At 73.5% G+C, this 20,873-nt stretch carries 21 protein-coding genes; 6 read left to right on the top strand and 15 right to left on the bottom strand.

Annotation, left to right across the window (positions count from 1 at the left end):
- Positions 1-8: 8 nt before the first annotated feature.
- Entirely contained in the window at positions 9-1,376 is a 1,368-nt protein-coding gene (gene nhaA, locus ACGIF2_RS14575; protein ID WP_396047712.1) for a Na+/H+ antiporter NhaA, read from the bottom strand.
- 102 nt (positions 1,377-1,478) lie between these two features.
- Between nhaA and ACGIF2_RS14570 the strand changes: the two genes are divergently transcribed.
- Positions 1,479-2,282 (top strand): SDR family NAD(P)-dependent oxidoreductase, encoded by an 804-nt coding sequence (locus ACGIF2_RS14570; protein ID WP_396047714.1) that lies wholly within the window; start codon positions 1,479-1,481, stop codon positions 2,280-2,282.
- Between the two features lie 19 nt (positions 2,283-2,301).
- Here the strand turns inward: ACGIF2_RS14570 and ACGIF2_RS14565 are convergent, their stop codons facing one another.
- Entirely contained in the window at positions 2,302-2,745 is a 444-nt protein-coding gene (locus ACGIF2_RS14565) for an HIT family protein (protein WP_396047716.1), read from the bottom strand.
- Positions 2,746-2,771: 26 nt separating this feature from the next.
- Positions 2,772-3,332: a DUF1697 domain-containing protein gene (locus ACGIF2_RS14560; RefSeq protein WP_396047718.1), complete on the bottom strand. Its 561-nt coding sequence runs from the start codon at positions 3,330-3,332 to the stop codon at positions 2,772-2,774.
- A 183-nt stretch (positions 3,333-3,515) separates the two neighbouring features.
- Between ACGIF2_RS14560 and ACGIF2_RS14555 the strand changes: the two genes are divergently transcribed.
- On the top strand, positions 3,516-4,229 hold the full coding sequence (locus tag ACGIF2_RS14555) for an alpha/beta hydrolase (protein ID WP_396047720.1): 714 nt from the start codon (positions 3,516-3,518) through the stop codon (positions 4,227-4,229).
- A 55-nt stretch (positions 4,230-4,284) separates the two neighbouring features.
- Here ACGIF2_RS14555 and ACGIF2_RS14550 read toward each other — a convergent pair whose 3' ends face one another.
- Positions 4,285-4,854: an NYN domain-containing protein gene (locus tag ACGIF2_RS14550; RefSeq protein ID WP_396047757.1), complete on the bottom strand. Its 570-nt coding sequence runs from the start codon at positions 4,852-4,854 to the stop codon at positions 4,285-4,287.
- A gap of 241 nt (positions 4,855-5,095) precedes the next feature.
- Between ACGIF2_RS14550 and ACGIF2_RS14545 the strand changes: the two genes are divergently transcribed.
- Positions 5,096-5,614 carry a flavodoxin domain-containing protein gene (locus ACGIF2_RS14545; RefSeq protein WP_396047722.1) on the top strand — a complete coding sequence of 173 codons (519 nt, stop codon included), beginning with the start codon at positions 5,096-5,098 and terminating at the stop codon, positions 5,612-5,614.
- A gap of 41 nt (positions 5,615-5,655) precedes the next feature.
- Here ACGIF2_RS14545 and ACGIF2_RS14540 read toward each other — a convergent pair whose 3' ends face one another.
- Positions 5,656-6,561, bottom strand: a complete 906-nt coding sequence (locus tag ACGIF2_RS14540) for a serine/threonine-protein kinase (RefSeq protein ID WP_396047724.1) — start codon at positions 6,559-6,561, stop codon at positions 5,656-5,658.
- A 262-nt stretch (positions 6,562-6,823) separates the two neighbouring features.
- Between ACGIF2_RS14540 and ACGIF2_RS14535 the strand changes: the two genes are divergently transcribed.
- Positions 6,824-7,990 (top strand): ferrochelatase, encoded by a 1,167-nt coding sequence (locus ACGIF2_RS14535; RefSeq protein WP_396047759.1) that lies wholly within the window; start codon positions 6,824-6,826, stop codon positions 7,988-7,990.
- Positions 7,987-8,736: a hydrogen peroxide-dependent heme synthase gene (gene hemQ, locus ACGIF2_RS14530; protein WP_396047726.1), complete on the top strand. Its 750-nt coding sequence runs from the start codon at positions 7,987-7,989 to the stop codon at positions 8,734-8,736. Before ACGIF2_RS14535 ends, hemQ begins: the two co-directional genes overlap by 4 nt.
- On the opposite strand, the gene ACGIF2_RS14525 is transcribed toward hemQ, so the two are convergent.
- The 4 genes from ACGIF2_RS14525 to ACGIF2_RS14510 all read right to left on the bottom strand — a co-directional run bounded on the left by ACGIF2_RS14525 (position 8,718) and on the right by ACGIF2_RS14510 (position 12,953).
- Positions 8,718-9,815, bottom strand: a complete 1,098-nt coding sequence (locus tag ACGIF2_RS14525) for an LLM class flavin-dependent oxidoreductase (protein ID WP_396047728.1) — start codon at positions 9,813-9,815, stop codon at positions 8,718-8,720. The two genes, hemQ and ACGIF2_RS14525, sit on opposite strands and share 19 nt — an antisense overlap.
- 77 nt (positions 9,816-9,892) lie before the next feature.
- The gene (locus tag ACGIF2_RS14520; RefSeq protein ID WP_396047730.1) at positions 9,893-11,167 is read right to left on the bottom strand and encodes a Glu/Leu/Phe/Val dehydrogenase; all 1,275 of its coding nucleotides are present in this window, start codon (positions 11,165-11,167) and stop codon (positions 9,893-9,895) included.
- Between the two features lie 131 nt (positions 11,168-11,298).
- A complete protein-coding gene (locus ACGIF2_RS14515) occupies positions 11,299-12,090 on the bottom strand; it encodes an aldo/keto reductase (RefSeq protein WP_396047732.1) in 792 nt (263 codons plus the stop codon).
- Positions 12,091-12,173: 83 nt separating this feature from the next.
- Complete coding sequence (locus ACGIF2_RS14510) at positions 12,174-12,953, bottom strand: helix-turn-helix domain-containing protein (RefSeq protein WP_396047734.1); 780 nt, start codon at positions 12,951-12,953, stop codon at positions 12,174-12,176.
- 139 nt (positions 12,954-13,092) lie between these two features.
- On the opposite strand from ACGIF2_RS14510, the gene ACGIF2_RS14505 reads away from it, so the two are divergent.
- A complete protein-coding gene (locus ACGIF2_RS14505; RefSeq protein WP_396047736.1) occupies positions 13,093-16,443 on the top strand; it encodes a proline dehydrogenase family protein in 3,351 nt (1,116 codons plus the stop codon).
- Between the two features lie 9 nt (positions 16,444-16,452).
- Here ACGIF2_RS14505 and ACGIF2_RS14500 read toward each other — a convergent pair whose 3' ends face one another.
- From ACGIF2_RS14500 to ACGIF2_RS14475, 6 genes are all read right to left on the bottom strand, one after another.
- Positions 16,453-17,034: a TspO/MBR family protein gene (locus tag ACGIF2_RS14500; RefSeq protein WP_396047738.1), complete on the bottom strand. Its 582-nt coding sequence runs from the start codon at positions 17,032-17,034 to the stop codon at positions 16,453-16,455.
- A gap of 88 nt (positions 17,035-17,122) precedes the next feature.
- On the bottom strand, positions 17,123-17,512 hold the full coding sequence (locus ACGIF2_RS14495) for a fluoride efflux transporter FluC (RefSeq protein ID WP_396047740.1): 390 nt from the start codon (positions 17,510-17,512) through the stop codon (positions 17,123-17,125).
- Entirely contained in the window at positions 17,509-17,925 is a 417-nt protein-coding gene (locus ACGIF2_RS14490; RefSeq protein WP_396047742.1) for a fluoride efflux transporter FluC, read from the bottom strand. The genes ACGIF2_RS14495 and ACGIF2_RS14490 overlap by 4 nt, the downstream gene beginning before the upstream one ends.
- Positions 17,922-18,959, bottom strand: coding sequence for a LacI family DNA-binding transcriptional regulator (locus ACGIF2_RS14485; RefSeq protein ID WP_396047744.1), 1,038 nt, complete (start codon positions 18,957-18,959; stop codon positions 17,922-17,924). The genes ACGIF2_RS14490 and ACGIF2_RS14485 overlap by 4 nt, the downstream gene beginning before the upstream one ends.
- Before the next feature lie 97 nt (positions 18,960-19,056).
- Complete coding sequence (locus ACGIF2_RS14480; RefSeq protein WP_396047763.1) at positions 19,057-19,974, bottom strand: carbohydrate ABC transporter permease; 918 nt, start codon at positions 19,972-19,974, stop codon at positions 19,057-19,059.
- Positions 19,971-20,873 (bottom strand): carbohydrate ABC transporter permease (locus tag ACGIF2_RS14475; RefSeq protein ID WP_396047831.1); only part of this gene is annotated, 903 nt, incomplete at its 5' end. The genes ACGIF2_RS14475 and ACGIF2_RS14480, both read right to left, overlap by 4 nt.

Here is a 20,873-nt window from a genome sequence, read left to right as displayed (position 1 = left end):
CAGCGCGGTCAGGCGTTGCGCCAGGGGAGCGGCGGCAGCGGCGGCGGGGTGTCCGACTCCGGGGAGCACAGCGGCAGGCGCTGGCCGAGCAGGCGCAGCAGCAGGGTGCCGAGCACGGCCGCCGCGAGCGAGCCCGCGAGCACGCCGATCTTCGCCTGCTCGCGCAGCGCGGCGTCGTCGAAGGCCAGCTCGGTGATGAACAGTGCGATGGTGAAGCCGATGCCGGCGAGCACGGCGCCGCCGAGCAGGTGCCCGTAGCGCACCCGCCCGGGCAGGTCGCCGAGGCCGAGCCGGATCGCGAGGGTCGAGGCGCCGAAGATCCCGACCGCGTCACCCACGACGAGCGCCACGATGATGCCGAGGGTCACGGGCGAGCGTGCGGCCTGCGAGAGCGCCTCCGCATCGAGCCGTACCCCGGCGTTCGCGAGCCCGAAGACCGGCACCACCACGTACGCGCTCCACGGGTGCAGCATCCGCTGCAGGCGTTCGTTCGCGGGGACCGCGGCGCGGGCGGCGAGCTCGGTGAGGTGCTCACGGTCGGCCGTGGTGTCCTGGGCGAGGTGGTCGGCGTAGCGGGCGACGACGTCCACGTGCTCCCGGGCCGACGGCCGAGCGGGCACCAGGAGGCCCAGCAGGACGCCCGCGAGCGTCGGGTGCACGCCCGAGGCCTGCACCGCCACCCACAGCACCAGGCCCGCCGCGACGTACGGCGCGAGGCGCCACACGCGCATCCACCGCATCACGAGGACCGCGACGATCACCAGCGCGGCCAGCCCGAGCGCCGCGAGGTCGACCGAGTCGGTGTAGAACACGGCCATCACCGTGATCGCGCCGATGTCGTCGACGATCGCCAGGGTCAGCAGGAACAGCCGCAGCCGGTCGGGGCACGCCGGCCCGAACAGCGCCAGGATGCCGATGAGGAACGCGGTGTCGGTCGACATGACGATGCCCCACCCGTGCGCCGCCTCGGTGCCCGCGGTGAACGCGAGGTAGACGAGCGCCGGGACCACCATGCCGCCCAGTGCGCCGAGGGCGGGCACCGCGACCGTGCGCCGGTCACGCAGCTCGCCGCTCGTGGCCTCCCGGCTGATCTCGAGCCCGACGACCAGGAAGAACACAGCCATCGCGAGGTCGTTGACCCAGTGGTGCAGGTCGAGCTCGAGCCCGAACCCGCCCACGAACACCCCGGCGGGGGTCGACCAGAGCGTCTCGTAGGCCGCGGCCCACGGGGAGTTCGCCCAGACCAGCGCGACCACCGTCGCCACGAGCAGGAAGACCGCGCTGCCCGCCTCGTCCTCGAGGAAGTCCACGACGCCCGGGTTGAGGCTCGGCAGCCGGACCCGCAGCGGGGGGCCCGGCCTGGGGCGTTGCGGCATCTCGGCCCTCCGTCGTCGTGCGATCCCCCCCAAACTTCCAGGCCAGCGGCGCCCGCGCAACGAGGACCTCCCCGCCCGGGCCGGTGAGCGAGGATGGGGGGCATGACCGACGCACCCCGGACCGCACTCGTCACCGGAGCCGGACGGGGGATCGGCCGCGGCATCGCCCACGGGCTCGCCGGTGCCGGCTGGTCGCTGGCCCTCGTGGGTCGCACCCGCGCGCACCTCGACCAGGTCGCGGACGAGTGCCGGGCGCTCGGCGCCGACGTGAGCGTCGCGACGGCCGACCTGGTGGACCCGGCCGCGGTCGAGACGGCCGTCGGGCACGTGCTCGACGCGTTCGCCCCCGCGGGGGGCCTCGGCCTGCTGGTCAACAACGCGGGCGTCATCGAGCGGACCGAGGTGCCGTTCGCGCAGGACGACCCGGCGGAGACGTGGCGGGTCATCGAGACCAACGTGCGTGGTCCGCTGCTCGTGACGCACGCCGTGCTGCCGGGCATGCTGGCGCGGGGTGCGGGCCGCGTCGTCAACATGAACTCGGGCGCCGGGCACCGCGCGCTCGACGTCTACACCGGCTACGCGATCAGCAAGGGCGCGCTCTCGCGGTTCACGCGTCTGCTCGACGCGCAGTACCGGGACGCGGGCCTGCGCGTGTTCGACCTCGCGCCGGGAGTCGTCGCGACCGACATGACGGGCGCGATGCCGATGCACGACACGCGCGCCGACTGGACGCCCGTCGAGGCCGTGGCCGAGCTCGTGGTCGCGATGGGCGAGGGTGAGCTCGACGTGCTCTCGGGGCGGTTCGTGCGGGCGGGGGCCGACACCCCGGCCTCGCTCCTGGCCGAGGCCGAGCGGGTCGTGGCGGCCGATGCGCGCGTGCTGCGCCTCGCCGAGATCGGCGACTAGGGCCGCCGGCGGGTCGGTGTCAGGCGGGCGAGCCGAGGGTCGCCGGCACGTGGTCGCCGTGGCCCTGCGCGCGCAGCGTCTCGCGCACCCGCTCGGCCGCTGCGTCGAGGTCGGCCGCGGGCACGTCGTGGCGCGCGTTCGCGAACGTCAGGCTCTGCTCGTCCCACGCGGGGAGCACGTGCAGGTGCAGGTGGGGCACCTCGAACCCGGCGGTGAGCAGCGCGACGCGCGGGGCGTCCCACGCCTCCTGCTGCGCCTTGCCGATGGTCTGGGCGACGTGCACGAGGTGCGCCAGGACGTCTGCAGGGGCGTCGGTGATCTGGACGATCTCCTCGCGCGGGACCACGAGCGTGTGCCCGTCGGTGATGGGCGCGATGGTCGTGAAGGCGACGGCGACGTCGTCCGCCCACACGAAGCGGCCCGGGATCGCCCCGGAGATGATCTGCGAGAACACGGTGGCCATGGCGCCCAACCTAGCCCCGACGGCGCTCAGGCACGCGCGCGCAGCAGCTCCTGGACCGCGAGCACTGTGCGCCAGTTGCGGCCGGTGCCGGGCTGGCCCGCGGCGGAGTCGAGCACGTCGCCCGTGAGCCGCGATCGGCCGATGCCGTCCGGGTAGTGCACGTAGGCGTGCGCGCCGTCCCACACGACCTGCTCCCGGCCGTACCGGCTCGTGTCGAGCGCCGGGTCGCCCACCGGGTCCGGGTAGAAGACGACGACCAGGTGGGACGGGTCGGTGCGCGCCGCGTCGTCGAACGGGTTGGCCGCCACCACGGCGTCGACCTGCGTCGCTGTGCGCACCACGACGTCCACGTCGAGGGCGAGCCGCTGGTGCAGGCCGTCGGCGACGGCGGCGGCGAGCGCCGCGGGGTCGGGACCCGCCGGGGGAGCGTCGGACGGTGCCACCGCGAAGACGACGTTGCCGCTGTTGAGGTGGGTCGCGACCTGGGTGTGGCCGAGCTCCTCGACGACCGCTCGCAGGTCGGCCATCGGCACCGTGCGGTGCCCGCCCACGTTGATGCCGCGCAGGAGCGCGGTGGCCGCCGTCATCCCGCGAGCATGACCTCGTCGCGCCGGGGCGACAACCCGCGGCACAGGCAGCCTGCTCGAGGCCCCGCCCGGGCGAGGATCGAACCGGAGGCAAACGGGTGAATCCTCTGGTGCCGCCGACCCGCAAGGTCTACGAATTCACCCATGACCCCCTCTGTGCGACACCAGCCCATCGTTGCGCTCGTGGTAGCGCTCCCACTCATCGCGGCGCTCGCCGGCTGCGATGCCTCGTCCGAACCCGTCGCGGCCACCTCGTCCGCGGCGCCGTCCGCCGCCGCCCCCCGCGCGATCGACACCCCCGACTGCGCCCCCGACGGCACCCGGGCGGTCGTGGCCGGCACCGACGACACCGTCGTCCTCACGCTCGGCGAGGGCGCCAAGGGCATCGTGTTCGCCCCGCAGTCCAACGGGAACTTCTGCCAGTGGTCCGACCAGATGGTGCGGTACGCCGCCGCGGGCTACCGGGTCGCGTCGTTCGGGTGGGGAGCGGACGGCGCCGAGTCCCTCAAGGACGCGGTCGCCGCGATCCGGGACGAGGGGGCGGAGGACGTCGTGCTGGTGGGTGCGTCCAAGGGGGCCGGCGTCGTCGCCGGCGTCGCGGACGACCTCGACCCCGCTCCGGTCGGCGTGATCGCGCTGAGCCCCGGCGTCAAGGTCGACGACCTCGACGCGACCTCGGCCGGCAGCTCGTACACGGGGCCGCTGCTCGTGATCGCGAGCGTGTCCGACGGCACGGTCAACGCCTCCGAGTCGAAGCAGGTCGCCCGCGCCGACGACCCGAGCACCTACGTCGAGCTGCCGGGCGGCGCGCACGGCGTCTCGATCCTGCTCACCGACACCGGCCCCCAGGTCCTCGAGCAGATGGACACGTTCGTCGCTGCCGCGTTCGGGGCGTGACCGGCCGCTGAACCCCGCGCGGACGGCGGTGCGAGCCGCACCGCCGTCCGTCGCGTCAGAGGTAGCGCAGCGGGTCGAACTCGTCGAGCGGGATGATCCGCAGGCGCGGCAGCTGGACGTTGAACGCCTTGACGTCGCTCTCGAGGTCGAAGACCTCCAGGCCGCGTTCCATGAGCTGGGCGAGCCCCGAGTTGGTGAACTCGCGGAACGCGAGCAGCCCGACGCGGCGGTCGTCGCCGAGCAGGTGCTCGACCTCGGGGATGAAGTCACCGTCGTGGCTCGCGAGCAGCACGTCGCCCTCGCGCCCGGCGAGCGCCGTGAGCGTGCGCTTGATGCCGATGTCGACGACCTTCTCGTAGCTCTCCCCGGCCAGGGGGATCGGCTGGAAGCCGATCGCGACGAGGGCCTGCACGAACGACATCGGCATGGTGCCGTTCGAGGCGTTGAGGAAGAACAGCCCCTTGACCGGGTTGCCCCACGTGCGCTGCGCGAAGTCGAGCACGCGCTCCCACCGCGGGCGCTGCTCGGGCGTGGGTCGACCGTTGAGGATCGACGAGCCGAGGGTCGCGTCGATGTTCTCGCCGTCGACCAGGACGTAGGTGGTGCGACCTTCGCCGATCTGCATCGGGCCAGAGTACGGCGTCACGATGCGTGAATCGTCGTGGACGTCGTCGTCGACCGTCGCCACCACGCCGCTCACGCACGGCGACCGCACCGCCACCACAGCCGCCCGCACCCCGTCGCGTGGCGTGCTTAGGCCGAGCGGGGGACCTCTGGCCCAGGTGAGGGCCGCCTCACCGACGGACGATGTTGGTCAGCGCCTGGTCGAGGGGGCACGGCACGACGACGAGCAGGAGGTGCACGCGATGAGGATCTTGGTGACGGTGGCGTCCCGGCACGGGGCGACGCAGGAGATCGGCTCGGTGATCGCTGGGGTGCTTGCGGAGTCCGGCCACGAGGTCGACGAGCTGGACCCGGAGCACGTGACCGATGTACGGGGGTACGACGCGGTGGTGCTCGGCTCCGCCGTGTACACGGCCCACTGGTTGCCGCGTGCCCGTGAGCTGGCCGAGCGCTGCGCTGACGACCTCGCGGAACGGCACGTGTGGCTCCTGTCGTCGGGTCTGGCGACCCAGCCCGCTGCGTCGGCCAACTCCCCGCACGAGGTCGCCGCGCTGCGCGAGCGGCTCGGGGCCCGCGCCCACCGCAGCTTCGCCGGTCGTCTGGTGCGCAGCGAGCTGACGTTCGCCGAGCGTGCGCTCATCTCGGGTGCCCGCGCCCGTGAGGGGGACCACCGGGACATGGAGGCCGTGGCCGGCTGGGCGACAGAGATCGCCGAGACGCTCGCCACCCTCGCCCCCGCACCGGTGCACGCCCACCACTGACCCCGGGACGCCTCGGTCGGCTCCACGGGTCTGCGACCTGGTCAGGTCAGACGTGCCGCGACGCGGTCCCACAGCGCCGGCTGGCGCAGCCCGCGGAGCCGGTCGGCGACCTCGGCTGTGGTCGGGCGCTGGTCGGGCTCCGAGGCCGTCATCGCCCGCAGGAGCGCGGCCCACTGCGGGCCGAACCTGTCGGGCACGACCGGCGCGTCGAGCAGCCGGGCGAGCGAGCTCGACAGGGCCTCGCCCGGGAACGTGCGCTCGCCCGTGAGGCACTCGAGCAGCACCAGGCCCAGCGAGTAGACGTCGGAGCGCGGGCCGAGCGGCCTGCCCAGGGCCTGCTCGGGGCTCAGGTAGTTCGCGGTGCCGAACGTCGGTTCGCCCGCTGTGCCGTTCGTCGTCGGGCCGTGCAGCGGCTGGGCGATGCCGAAGTCGGCCAGCTTGGTCGAGATCGTCGGCGCCTCGGCGTCGCCCGACAGCACCGCCTCGCGCGCGACCAGGACGTTCGCGGGCTTGAGGTCGCGGTGCACCACGCCCGCGGCGTGCGCGTGCCCCAGCGCCTCGGCGAGCTGGCGCCCGATGTCGGCCACCGTGGAGGGGGGCAGCGGGCCGCGGCTGACGAGCTCGCGCAGGGTCGTGCCGTCGACGAGCTCCATGACGAGGAACGCGAACGGCTCCGCGGCGGGCCCCAGGTCGGCGCCGACGTCCAGCAGGGCGACCAGGCCCGGGTGCGAGAGCGCACCCAGCAGCCGGGCCTCGTCCGCGTACCGGCGGATCTCGCGGGGCGCGACCCCGTCGAGCGAGAAGAGCTTGAGTGCGACCGAGCGGGTCAGGCGCACGTCCGTCGCGCGGAACACCGTGCTCATCCCCCCGTGCCCGAGAGGCGTCCCGAGGTCGTAGCGGTGACCGAGCACCCATCCGACCAGCGCGTTCGGGTCGATCGTCTCCACGCCGGCTGCGCTCCCTCGTTCGTCGTGCTCCCGTCCGAGGGATCTGCCTCGGGACGGCGCCGGATCGTCACGACCCACCCTCGACGGTAGAAGTCGCTCGCGGCGTCCGCATCCGGGCGCGACCTGGGCACTCACGGTTCTGACGGTCTGTCGGGACAAGATCACGCGCTCGTGGGGTCCCGCGGCCGCGTCGGGTCTCAGAGCGCAGTGCCATGATGCAGCAGTGGAATCGACGACCTCGACCGCCCCTTACGACGCCCTGATGCTCTACTCGTTCGGCGGCCCGAACGCCCCGGAGGACGTGCTGCCGTTCCTGCGGAACGTGACGCGCGGCAAGAACATCCCGGACGAGCGTCTCGCCGTGGTCGGTGAGCACTACGCCCACTTCGGTGGTCGCAGCCCGATCAACGCGCAGAACCTCGCGCTGGTCGACGCGCTGCGCGCCGAGCTCGCGCGCCGCGGCGTGGACCTGCCCGTCGCGTGGGGCAACCGCAACTGGGAGCCGTACACGATCGACGCGCTGCGCGACCTGCGGGACTCGGGAGCGCGCCGCGTCCTCGCGATCGTGACCAGCGCGTACGGCTCGTACTCGGGCTGCCGCCAGTACCGCGAGAACCTCGCGAAGACACTCGTCGAGCTGGGCGCGAGCACGCCCACCGGCGACGACGGCAGCGCGGGGATCGTCGTGGACAAGCTGCGCCACTACTTCAACCACCCGGGCTTCGTCCGGGCGAACGCCGACGCGGTCGTCGAGGCCTACGAGGAGCTCGCCGAGCGGACCGGCACCGACGTCGGCACGCTCGCGGGCAGCGCCCCGCTCGTGTTCGTCACGCACTCGGTGCCGGACACCATGGAGGAGGCCTCGGGGGCGCAGGCACCGAGCTACCGCACGCAGCACCTCGACGTCGGGGCGCTCGTGGCGGCAGAGGTCGGCGCACGGCTGGGTCGCGAGGTCGAGTGGACGCTCGCGTTCTGCTCGCGCTCGGGCCCGCCCAGCCAGCCGTGGCTCGAGCCCGACGTGAACGACCTGCTCTCCGAGCGGGCCGCGGCGGGTCTGCGGGCCGTCGTGCTCTCCCCGATCGGTTTCGTCTCGGACCACATGGAGGTCGCGTTCGACCTCGACACCGAGGCGCTCGAGACGGCCCGCGAGCTCGGGGTGGTCGCGGTCCGTGCGGGGTCGGTCTCGACGCGCGCGCCGTTCGTCGAGGGCCTCGTCGACCTGGTGCTCGAGCGGGCGGCCGCCGAGCGCGGCGAGGAGGTGGCACGGGCGACCGTCGGCACCCTGGGAGCATGGCCCGACGTCTGCCGTCCCGGCTGCTGCCGGATGCGGTCGGGCGAGGACAGCGGGATCCCTGCCGCGTGCGGCTCGGACCCGGTCGAGCAGGACGTGACGGACATGGACGCGACGACGGGAGCACAGCAGGCATGAGCACGCAGCACACGGGCACGCCCGAGCCGGGCGGTCACACGACCGAGGTCGCCGAGTCGATCAACACGTCGATCCGGTACGCGATGTTCTCGGTCTACGCGCTCGAGGAGTCGCTGCCCGAGGACGACGACGAGCGCGCCCAGCTGGTGCGCGAGGCCGAGGCCGCGATCACGGGCGACGGCTCGCTGGGCGACCTGGTCGTGCGCGGCTGGTACGACGTCGCGGGCCTGCGGGCCGACGCCGACCTGATGGTGTGGTTCCACGGCGACTCGATCGAGGCCGTGCAGGGCGCCTACGAGCGGCTGCGGGCGAGCGCGCTCGGCCGCCACGTGGTGCCCGTGTGGTCGGTCGTCGCGCTGCACCGCCCCGCCGAGTTCAACCGCGGCCACGTCCCGGCGTTCCTCGCGGGCGAGCCCGCGCGCGACTACCTGTCCGTGTACCCGTTCGTGCGCTCGTACGAGTGGTACGTGCTGCCCGACGAGGAGCGCCGCGCGATGCTCGTCGAGCACGGGCGCGCCGCCAAGGACTACCCCGACGTGCGGGCCAACACCCTCGCCGCGTTCGCGCTCGGCGACTACGAGTGGATCCTCGCGTTCGAGGCCGACGAGCTGCACCGCATCGTCGACCTCATGCGTGAGCTGCGCGCGACCCAGGCCCGCCGGCACGTGCGCGAGGAGGTCCCGTTCTACACGGGTCCGCGCGTCACGCTCGCCGAGTGGGCCGACCGTCAGCCCCGCGAGGCCTGACCCGCCAGACCGGCCGGCTCGGCCGTTCCCGGGGCGTCGGGGGCCGTGAGCCCCCACGCCTCGGCGAGCAGCTCGAGCGTGCGCACGCGCGTGCCCACGTCGTGGCTGGTCCCGGTCACGAGCAGCTCGTCGGCGCCCGTGCGGGCCGCCAGATCTCCCAGCGCGGCGACCGCACGCTCGGGGGTGGTCGCGAGCTGCGTGCCGGGGGACTGGGCGAAGAACGCCCGCGCGGTGTCCGGGTCGAGCCCGGCCAGCACCCGCTCGGCGTCGTCGGGGGACACGATCGGTCCGAGCCGGCCGCCGCCGCGCAGGCTGAGCGCCATGACGCGGCTCGGCCCGGCGAGGTGGTGCGCCTCGGCCTCGGTCTCGGCGAGCAGCACCGACGCCGACACCATGAGGTGCGGCTCCGCGAGGACCTCCGAGGGGCGGAACGCCGCCCGGTAGGCGTCAGCGGCCTGCTCGGTGCGGCCCGTGGCGAAGTGGTTCGCGTAGCTGAACGCCAGCCCCAGCTCGCCCGCGAGGGTCGCGCTGAACAGGCTCGACCCGAGCAGCCACACCTGCGGCGTCGACCCCTGCACGGGGGTCGCGCTGAGCCTGCGGGCGCGCGCCGACGGTGCCCGGCCCGGGGGCGTCTGGCCCAGGAGCGCGAGCACGTCGATCAGCTCGGCCGGGAAGTCCTCGGCACCGAGCCCCTCGACGGTGCGGCGGAGCGCGGCGGCGGTCATCGGGTCGGCGCCGGGAGCGCGGCCGATCCCCAGGTCGATGCGGCCGGGGTGCAGGGCCTCGAGCATCGCGAACTGCTCGGCGACGACGAGCGAGGGGTGGTTGGGCAGCATCACGCCGCCCGATCCGATCCGCAGGTGGTGCGTCACGCCGGCCAGGTGCGCGATCAGCACCGCGGGCGCGGTCGAGGCGACAGCGGGCATCGCGTGGTGCTCGGCGACCCAGAACCGGCGGTAGCCGAGCGCGTCGGCGCGCCGGGCGAGCGTCGTGGTGTCGAGCAGAGCGGTGCGGCTCGACGAGCCCTCGCTCACGGTGGCCAGGTCGAGCACGGACAGGGGCAGGGGGTTCGTGGTCACCCCAGGCCAACGCCGCCGGGAGCCGAACGCTTCCCGGCGGCGTCGTGACGGATCAGACAGTGCCGTTCACCGTGGCGTCACGGGTAGAGGCCGCGGATCTGGTGGGCCTCCGCGACCCGCCGCACCCCGATCGTCAGCGCGGCGTCACGCAGGCTCAGCCCTTCGACGCGCGCGACCTGGGCCACGTTCGCGTAGGACGCGAGCATGCGCTGCTCGAGCCGCTCCTCGATCTCGCGCTCGGTCCACCAGTACGCCTGGTTGGCCTGCACCCACTCGAAGTACGAGACGACCACGCCGCCCGCGTTGGCCAGGATGTCCGGCACCACGATGATGCCGCGGTCCCCCAGCACCCGGTCGCCGGCCTCGGTGGTGGGCCCGTTGGCGCCCTCGACCACCCAGCGCGCCTTGACCGACGCCGCTGTGTCCTCGTCGAGCACGCCCTCGACGGCGGCCGGGACCAGCACGTCGACGTCGAGCGCGAGCAGCGCGGTGTTGTCGATCGGGTCGGCGCCCGCGAAGCCCACCACCGAGCCGGTCGCCGCCACGTGGTCGAGCAGCGCCGGCACGTCCAGGCCGTCGACCGACAGCACCCCGCCGTACTGGTCGGACACGGCCACGACTCGCGCACCGGCCTCGGCGAAGAAGCGCGTCGCGTGCGAGCCGACCTTGCCGAAGCCCTGCACCGCGACGCTCACGTCCCGCAGGTCGACGCCCGAGTCGGCCAGGCACGCGCGTGCGGCGTGCAGCACGCCGCGCGAGGTGGCTGTGGCCCGGCCGAGCGAGCCGCCCATCGCGAGCGGCTTGCCCGTGGCGACCGCGGGGATCGTGTAGCCCTGGTTGACCGAGTAGGTGTCCATGACCCACGCCATGGTCTGCTCGTCGGTGCCGATGTCGGGCGCCATGATGTCCCGCTCCGGGCCGATCATCGGCATGATCTCGCTCGTGTAGCGCCGCGTGACCCGCTCGAGCTCGGCCCTCGAGTACTGCCGGGGGTCGATCGCCACACCGCCCTTCGCGCCGCCGTACGGCAGGTCGACCACGGCGCACTTCCAGGTCATCCACATCGCGAGGGCCCGCACCTCGTCGGGGTCGACCCCCGGCGCGTAGCGCAGGCCGCCCTTGCCGGGGCCGCGCGAGATGTTGTGCTGGACGCGGTAGCCCGTGAAGAGCTCGGTGCTCCCGTCGTCACGACGCAGGGGGATGGCCACGTTGATCTCTCGCCGGGGTGTGGCGAGCATCCGGTGGAGGCCCTCGTCGTATCCCAGGATCTCGACGACCGTCGAGAGCTGGGCGTGGGCCGTGGCCAGCGGAGAGGGGTGGGTGCTCGTGATCGACGAACCGGTCACCGTCATGCTCGTGTGCCTCCTGGGCTGCGCATTCGTGGTGGAGCGCGTCGTCAGCACCCTCGCCGACGGGGGACGCCTCCGCCCCCACCCTGCCACCGTGAAGGCCGCCGTGTCGCCGAACCTCCCGCGTCAGCGCCTCATGCGTCGGCCGTGGGCGGCAGCGAGTCGATGCGGGCGACCTCGTCGGCGTCGAGCGTGAAGCCCAGCACGTCCAGGTTGGCGGCGATGCGCTCGCGGCGCGTCGACTTCGGGATGACCACGACCTGGTGCTCGAGGTGCCAGCGCAGCACGACCTGGCGCGTGCTCACGCCGTGCGCCGCGGCGATCTCGACCAGCACGGGCGAGTCGAGGTCGGTGCGCTTGAACGGGCTGTACCCCTCGAGCGCGACCCCGCGTGCCGCGTGCGCGGCGACGAGCTCGGCGTCGAAGTCGCCCGGGCTCCACGGGACCTGGTTGATCGCGGGGGCTTCGCCCGTGGCGGCGACGAGCTCGTCGATCTGCGCGACCGAGTAGTTCGAGACGCCGATGGCACGGGTCAGTCCCGCGTCACGCAGCTCGATGAGCCGTTCCCACGTCGCGGGGGTCGCTGCGCCGTTCGGCGGCCAGTGCACGAGCCACAGGTCGAGGTGGTCGGTGCCGAGGTCGGTCAGCGAGCTCTCGATCGTCTCGCGCTCGCGCCCGGCGGCGCTCGGCGGCAGCTTGGTCGTCAGGAAGACGTCCTCGCGGGCGACGCCCGAGTCGGCGAGGCCACGGCCGACCTGCGCCTCGTTGCCGTAGCCGGTGGCGGTGTCCACGTGGCGGTAGCCGAGCTCGAGCGCGGCCCGCACGGCGTGGCGGGCGTCGTCACCCTCGGACTGCCAGGTGCCGAGCCCGAGCAGCGGGATGTCCGCGCCGCGCAGCGCGAGGGTGGGGAGGGTGGGGCTGTTCATGGCCCCATGATCGCCGGTCGTCGCCGCGGTCGCGTGAGGCGTCCGGCGCGGCGGCCCTTTCGGGGTGGCCGAGCAGGGGGCGATCAGTGCGGGGTGGCGGCCGGGGTGGCCCCGCGCCGGAACTGGGCCGGGGTCTCTCCCGTGAGGCGACCGAAGGTGCGTGTGAACGCGGCCTGGTCGCAGAAGCCGGAGTCCTGCGCGACGCGTGCGATGGGCAGGTCGCCCGTCGTGAGCAGCGTCGTCGCGTGGTCGATGCGCGCCCGCAGCACGAACTGCTGGGGTGAGAGCGAGAAGACCTTGCGCATCCGCCGGTCCAGGGTCGAGGGCGAGCAGCCGGCGGCCTGCGCCATCTCGGCGACCGAGACGCCGTCCGCGAGGCGCTCGGTGACCAGCGCGACGACCCGTGAGAGGGAGCTCACCGCGACGTCGGCCGTGTCGTACGAGCGCAGGTCCTGCGAGACGCTGACCAGACCCAGCAGCCGCCCGTCGGCCCGCACGGGCTGCTTCGAGGTCAGGTACCAGCCGGGTGCCCCGCCGGGCCCCCGGATCAGCTCGAGCACGTGGCGCAAGGGTCGTCCGGTGGCGAGCACAGCGGCGTCCTGCTGGGAGTAGTGCTCCGCGAACGGCGCAGCGAACAGGTCGCCCGCGGCCCGCCCGACCACAGCGCGGCGCGAGCGCTCGACCGTGCGCTCGACGAAGGCCTGGTTGACCGCGACGTAGCGGCCGTCGGTGTCCTTGGCGCAGAACATGGTGGTGGACAGCTCGTCCATCAGCGCGAGCATCGGAGCGCCCAGGGCCGTGACCAGCGCGATCGCGGCTGGCCAGGTGGGCGGCGCGGCGGGGGCCGAGGGCAGGGTGCTCATCTCGCTCGGAGGGTACCGCCCGCGCTGCCGGGTCGGCAGGACGCTCCGCGGGCGGGGGAGCGCGGGCAGCGCGCGGACGTCAGGCAGGTCGCTGGATCGTGACAAGACGCCGGGGCCTCCCGCGTCCGACGATGGTCGCATGCAGACGAGCACGACCGACCTGGTCGACGACGCACTTGCCCTGGCCGACCGTTGGGTCGCCGCAACCGCCGCCGGTCAGACCTCGCGCGAACGGCGCACCACCGGGCGCCTCGCCGCGCTCGTCTCGGACCCCGCGGGCCTCGAGCTCGCGGTGCGGTTCGTCGACCGCGTGGCGCGCCCCGACGACCTGCACGTCGCGGCCCGCGAGCTCGCGGACCTCACCCGGTTCACGTCGGCCGCGGGCGGGTTCCTCGGACCCGTGGACCGGGTGCTGCTCGAGGTGGGTGCACGCCTGGCCCCGGTGCTGCCGCGGGTCGTGGTCCCGGCCGCGCGCGAACGGCTGCGGCAGATCGTCGGGCACCTGGTGGCCGACGCGGGCCGCGGGCTCGGCCCGCACATCGCCCGGGCCCGGGCCGACGGGTTCCGGCTCAACCTCAACCTGCTCGGCGAGGCCGTGCTCGGCGAGCACGAGGCCGACGCCCGGCTCGCACGCGTGCGGGCGCTCGTCGAGCGGCCCGACGTCGACTACGTCTCGATCAAGGTCTCGGCCGTCGCGAGCCAGCTCTCGACGTGGGACACCGCCGGCAGCCGTGACCGGGTCGTCGCCCGGCTGCGCCCGCTGTACCTCGCGGCCGCCCAGCACGGCACGTTCCTCAACCTCGACATGGAGGAGTACCGCGACCTGGCGCTCACGGTGCAGGTCTTCGAACGGCTCGTGACCGACCCCGAGCTGGTCGACGTCGAGGCGGGCATCGTGCTCCAGGCCTACCTGCCCGATGCGATCGGGGCGTTCGACGAGCTCACGGCCATCGCGGCACGCCGGCGCGCGGCGGGTGGAGCCCGGATCAAGGTGCGCCTGGTCAAGGGGGCGAACCTGGCCATGGAGCAGGTCGAGGCCGAGCTGCACGGCTGGCCGCAGGCGCCCTACCGCTCGAAGGCCGAGGTCGACGCGAACTACGTGCGGCTGCTCGACCACGCGCTGCGGCCCGAGCGCACCGCCGACGTGCGGATCGGCGCGGCCAGCCACAACCTCTTCCACGTGGCCCTCGCGCACCTGCTGTCCGAGGCGCGCGGCGTCGCCGAGGCCCTCGACATCGAGATGCTCCAGGGGATGGCCCCGGCGCAGGCCCGTGCCGTGCGCGACGTCGTCGGCGAGGTGCTGCTCTACACGCCCGTCGTGGCCCGCTCGGACTTCGACGTGGCCATCTCGTACCTGGTGCGACGGCTCGAGGAGAACGCCGCGCCGCAGAACTACCTGCACGCGCTGTTCGCACCGGGCGGGGGCGAGCACGGGCTCGGGGCGCAGCGCGCCGCGTTCCTCGCCTCGGTCCAGGACGCGCTCGCACCGACGACCCCGCCGCAGCGCACCCCCCGCCCCGCACCCGTCGAGACGGCGTCGGGCACGCCCTTCGTGAACGCCCCCGACACCGACCCGGCCGTCGCGGCCTCCCGTGACTGGGCCGCCGACCTGCTCGTCCGCGAGGTCGCGGTGCCCGACGGCGTGCGGGTCGGCACGACTTCCGACGTGGACACCGCCGTGCAGCGGGCCGTGGGTGCCGCGTCCGGCTGGGCGTCGACCACACCCGCCGACCGCGCGCGGCTGCTGCGCCGCGCCGCGCTGCACCTCGAGGAGGCCCGTGGGGACCTCGTCGCCACCATGGTCGCCGAGGCGGGCAAGACCGTCGCCGAGGCCGACCCCGAGGTCAGCGAGGCCGTCGACTTCGCGCGCTACTACGCCGACCGTGCCGAGGAGCTCGCCGACGGCGTGGTGCCCGGTGCCCGGTTCCGTCCCGAAGGCCTCACGGTCGTGACGCCGCCCTGGAACTTCCCGGTCGCCATCCCGGTCGGTTCGGTGCTCGCGGCCCTCGCGGCCGGGTCGCCCGTGCTCGTGAAGCCCGCGCCCCAGACGCCGCGCTGCGTGCAGGTCGCCGTGGGGGCCGTGCACCGTGCGATGGACGAGCTCGACGTGCCGCGCGACGTGCTGCAGGTGCTGCTGGCCCCCGAGGGGGAGGTCGGTCGGCACCTCGTGACCCACCCCGCCGTCAGCCGGGTGCTGCTCACCGGCTCGATCGAGACGGCCCAGCTGTTCGCGACCTGGCGCGAGGACCTCGACGTGATGGCCGAGACGTCGGGCAAGAACGCCCTCGTGGTGACCCCGTCGGCCGACGTCGACCTGGCCGTCGCCGACGTGGTCCGTTCCGCGTTCGGTCACGCGGGGCAGAAGTGCTCCGCGGCGTCGCTGCTCATCCTCGTCGGCTCGGCCGGACGCTCGGCCCGCCTGCACCGCCAGCTCGTCGACGCCGTCACCTCGCTGCGCGTCGGCCCCGCGACCGACCTGGCCACGGCCATGGGGCCGCTCACCGAGCCCGCGCAGGGCAAGCTGCTCGACGCGCTGACCACGCTCGACGCGGGGGAGCGGTGGGTCGTGCAGCCTCGCCAGCTGGACGACAGCGGCCTCCTGTGGAGCCCGGGGGTCAAGGTCGGTGTGCAGCCCGGATCGGCGTTCCACCTGACGGAGGTGTTCGGCCCCGTGCTCGGCGTCATGCGCACCGAGACGCTCGAGGAGGCCATCGAGCTCCAGAACGCCGTCGCGTTCGGACTCACGGGTGGGCTGCACTCGCTCGACGAACGCGAGATCGACCTGTGGCTCGAGCGCGTCGAGGTCGGCAACGCCTACATCAACCGCCACATCACGGGGGCCGTGGTGCAGCGCCAGCCGTTCGGTGGCTGGAAGGCCTCGGTCGTCGGCCCGGGCGCCAAGGCCGGTGGGCCCCACTACGTCGCGCAGCTCGGCACGTGGGCGGACGCCCCCGAGGTGCCCGCCGACGACGCGGGCTGGTTCGCCTGGGCGCTGGCCGACGACGCGCGCTGCTGGGCCCACGAGCTGGGTCTCGAGCACGACCCGAGCGGTCTGCGCCCCGAGTCCAACGTGCTGCGGCACCGCCCCGTGCCGCACCTGACCGTCCGCGTCGGCCCCGACGCCCGCGAGGTCGAGGTCGAGCGCGTCCTGGCAGCCGCACGCCTGGTCGGGGTCCCCGTGACCGTGAGCCGTGCCGCGACCGAGCCCGACGAGTTCTTCGCCGGACGCGTGCGCGACGGCGCCGTCGACGGGCGGATCCGCGTCGTCGGCACCGCCGTGGGGCTGCGCGCCGCGGCCCGTACCCGCACCGGTCACGTCACTGTGCTCGACGGTCCGGTGCTCGCCGCCGGCCGACGCGAGCTGCTCACCGTGCTGCGCGAGCAGGCAGTGAGCCGGACCCGGCACCGCTTCGGCCACGTCGAGTCCGGCCGCGAGGATCTCGCAGGCCCGGTGGCCACCGGGGGCGCCCACGCACAGCAGGCCCGCTGACCTGCGGGATCACCTGTCGGTGTTGCGGAACCAGATCTCCTCAGTCAGCGCCGTCGCGAACGCGGTCCACGCCGCGTAGGGCAGCAGGGCGACCGCCGCGACGGGGTCGTGCCGCGCCGACTCGCGGACGAGCGAGACGTTCACCGCGTCGAGGGCCACGATCGTCCCGAGGGCGAGACCAGGGCGCTTGGCACGGAAGAACGTCCAGGTCCAGGCCGCGTTGAGCCCGAGGTCGAGCGCGATGCGGCGTCGGAGCCGGACGCGCCCGGTCGCCGGGGCGGCGTTCAGCGCCCGCGTGCCGGACCACGCGATCGAGGCGTACAGCACGGTCCACACCGGGGCGAAGGCGCGGTCCGGCGGGTACCAGGACGGCTTCTCGAGACCGCGGAACCAGCTGCTGCGCGGGGCCGTCCCGATCGCACCGACCACCGCTGTCGCCACGACCGCTGCCGTCATCCCGCACGCCCGGCGCCGTCGACCGCGCCGCTGCTCCACCCGCGCGTCGTCGAGACGTTCCGCAGTGGTGAGGTCCGCCGCCGAGAGCCGCACGCTGACAGCCGGAGGGGCGAGGAGACGACGGCGACGTGTCATGCCACCTGACGCTAGCGATCCCTGCCGGTCCCGCCACCCGGCTGCACCGGGCGTCGGCGGGCTGGTCGGCGCAGCGCGGACCAGGCTCTCAGGCGAGCAGGTGGAACGCGAGGACGGAAGCACCGACGCCCAGCCCCAGGTGCAGCCCGATGTCAGCGACCGCACGTGCCCAGCGTCGGGTGCGCGCGAGCTCGACCACGTCGAGGGCGAACGTCGAGAACGTCGTCAGGCCGCCCGCGAGCCCGGCGCCGAGCACTGTGAGCCACTCCGTGGTGAGGACGCCCCGCACGGCGAGCGCGGCTGCAGCCCCCAGCAGCGCGGAGCCCACGACGTTGACCGTCAGGGTGGCCCACGGGAACGTCGGCCGCCCCAGCCCCCGGCGCTCCCGGGCACGGGCATGCACGATCTCGGTCGCGAACCGCAGCTGTGCGCCCACCGCAGCACCGACGCCTACGCCCACCACGACCCAGCCGTTCACGCTGCCAGCTCTTCGTCCGTGCCGCGCCGCGCCGGCAGCCGGGCGCCCGTCGCGACCCCGGCGCCCGCCGCCACCACACCCGCGACGAGCGAGCCCAGCAGGTAGGCCAGGGCGGTGCCGGGCTCCGCGCCGGTGACGAGCGCGTCGACCGCATGGGTGTAGGCCGAGAAGGTCGTGAAGCCGCCGAGCAGCCCGGTCCCGAGCGCGGGCCGCACCCACGCCGGCGCCCCGAGACGTCCGACCACGCCGACGACCAGCAGGCCGAGCAGGAACGAGCCCACGACGTTGATCGCGAACGTGGTCCACGGGAACGCGCCCGCAGGCTCGCGGACGACCTGGGTGAGCGACCACCGGACGAGGCCACCGAGGGCGCCGCCCAGGCCGACGAGCACGAACGATTGGCGGTGGGTCATGCCGAGGCGCGGATCACGAGCTCCGGGGCGAAGATCAGGGGAGCCTCGGGCCTGGCGCCGTGCAGCTGGTCGAGCAACCGTGCCCCTGCTGCTCGGGCCATCGCGACGACGGGCTGGATCACAGTGGTCAGCGGGGGGTTGGTCGAGATCGCGACGCCCAGGTTGTCGTACCCGACGACGGCGATGTCGCCGGGCACGTCACGGCCGAGCTCGCTGAGCACACCGAGCGCGCCGGCGGCCATGAGGTCGGACGCCACGAAGATCGCGTCGACGTCCGGGTGCTGCGCGAGCAGCCGACGCGTGCTCGCGGCCCCGGAGGAGATCGTGAAGTCGCCGTGCACCACGGCGTCCTCGGGCAGACCCGCGGCACGCACGGCCTGACGCCAGCCGGCGAGCCGGTCGATGCCGGCGGACATGTCGAGCGGGCCGGCGATGGTGCCGATGCGGCGCCGTCCGAGGTCGATGAGGTGCTGGGTCGCGATGCGACCACCGGCGACGTTGTCGGTGTCGACGTACTGGGCGTCGCCCGCCGCGAGGGGCCGGCCGACGAAGACGTTGGGCAGCCGCGACTGACGCAGCGCCTGGTCGAGCGCGTCGTCGCGGTGGTGCGAGACCACGATCGCGCCGTCCACGTGCCCGTTGCGCAGGTAGCGGATGGTGCGCGCGCTGTCGCCTGGGCGTGCGATGACCAGCACGAGCTGCAGGTCGGAGTCGGCGAGGGCGCTGCTGATCCCGTTGAGGGTGCCCGCGAAGAACGGGTCGGAGAGCACGCGTTCGTCGGGCTCGGGGACCACGAGCGCGATCGAGTCGGTGCGGCGCGTCACCAGCGAGCGTGCCGCGCGGTTCGGGCTGTACCCGAGGTCGGCGACCGCGGCCTCGACCGCGGCGAGGGCTTCGGGGGAGACACGCAGCCCGCCGTTGATGGCGCGTGACGCCGTGGAGCGTGAGACCCCGGCACGCTCGGCGACCTGCTCGAGCGTGGGTGCGACCGGCCTGTCGGCACCGGGTCGGATCTCTGTGCTGTCGACCACCATTGGCCGTCCCCTCCTGAGGCTGCCGAGGCAGCGTGGCATGCCGGGAGCGCCGCGCGGCAGCGACCGGAGTCCGGTCGCTGCCGCGCGGGCACGTCCGTCAGCCCTTGACGGCGCCCTGCATGATGCCGGCGACGAGCTGGCGTCCCGCGAAGATGAACACGACGACCAGCGGGATCACCGAGAGCGTGACACCAGCCATGATGAGCGACATGTCCTTGAAGTACGTGGACTGGAGCAGCTGGACAGCCACCGGCAGGGTGGGGTTGGACGACCCGAGCACGATGAACGGCCAGAAGAAGTTCGTCCAGGAACCCACGAAGGTGAACAGTCCGAGCATCGCCGCGGCGGGACGGGCCGCCGGAAGAGCCACGTGGTAGAACGTGCGGATCATCGACGCCCCGTCCACGCGGGCGGCTTCGATGAGCTCGTAGGGGAGCGCACTCTCGAGGTACTGCGTCATCCAGAAGACACCGAAGGCCGTGACCATGCCGGGCACGATGACCGCGATGAGCTTGCCGGTCCAGCCGAGCTGCGACATCACGATGAACAGCGGGACGATGCCGAGCTGGGTCGGGACCGCGGTGGTCGCGACGACGAAGACGAGCAGCGGGCCACGCCCCCGGAACCGGAGCTTCGCGAACGAGTACCCGGCCAGCGTCGAGAAGATGACCACCGAGAGCGCCGTCACGGTCGAGATGATGAGCGAGTTGCCGAGCGCCTTCCAGAAGTGGATGTCCGCGGACAGCACCCGGCCGACGTTGTCGAAGAACTGACCCCGGGGGATGAGCGACGGGATCGGCGTCTGGGCGATGGTCCCGGCGTCCGAGCTGGCGAGCAGGAACGCGAAGTACAACGGGTACGCCGAGATGAGGATGACGGCGACCAGGATCACATAGGTGACCCAGCCCGGTCGGCGGTCGGAGCCTGCACCCTTGGTGGGGCGGCGACGTGCTGCCGCGCGGGCTGCGCCGGCTCCAGCCGTCTGGTGGATGACGGGGATCGAAGGCGCGCTCATCGCTTCTTCTTCTTTCCGGTCTTCGGGGCCCCATCGGAGGCGATGCGGCGGGTGAGGGAGAAGTTGATCAGCGCGAGGACGATGATGATGAGGAACAGGATCCACGCGACCGCTGCGGCTCGGCCGAAGCTCTTCTGCGCGCCCCATCCGACCTCGTAGAGGTACATCGTCACCGTCATCCACTGACGGTCGGCGCCGCCCTGGCCGGCCTGGTCGAACAGGCGCGGCTCGTCGAAGATCTGCAGGCCACCGATGGTCGAGGTCACGACCACGAAGATGATCGTGGGCCGCAGCATGGGGACCGTCACCGAGAAGAACTGCCGCAGGCGGTTCGCGCCGTCGAGGATCGCTGCCTCGTAGAGGTCGCGCGGCACCGCCTGCATCGCGGCGAGGAAGATGAGGGTGTTGTAGCCGATCCAGCGGAAGTTGACCATCGAGGCGATCGCGACGTGGCTGGCCAGGACGTCGGCGTGCCAGCGGATGGCGTCGATGCCGACGCTCCCGAGGATCGAGTTGATCATGCCGGAGTCGCTGGCGAAGAGCTTGCCGAAGATCAGCGAGACGGCCACGGGGGCCACGATGAACGGCAGCAGCACGCCCATGCGCCAGAAGGTCTTGGCCCGGAGGTTCGCGTCCAGCACGGCCGCGATGACGATCGCGATGAAGACCTGCGGGACGGACGAGAGCAGGAAGATGCTGAAGGTGTTGCGCAGGCCCTTCCAGAAGTTGGGCTGCTGCAGGACGTACGTGAAGTTCTCGAGCCCGACGAACTCGCCCTGGCCACCGATGAGCTGCCACTTGTGCATCGACACGAAGGCCGTGTACCCGAGCGGGAAGAGGCCGACGATCGCGAACAAGATGAAGAACGGGGAGATGTACAGGTAGGGCGAGATCTTGAC

It is taken from the genome of Cellulomonas sp. P22 (assembly GCF_044392165.1).
Note: the sequence above shows the minus strand (reverse complement) of the source record. Positions and strands in the feature narration are given on the sequence as shown.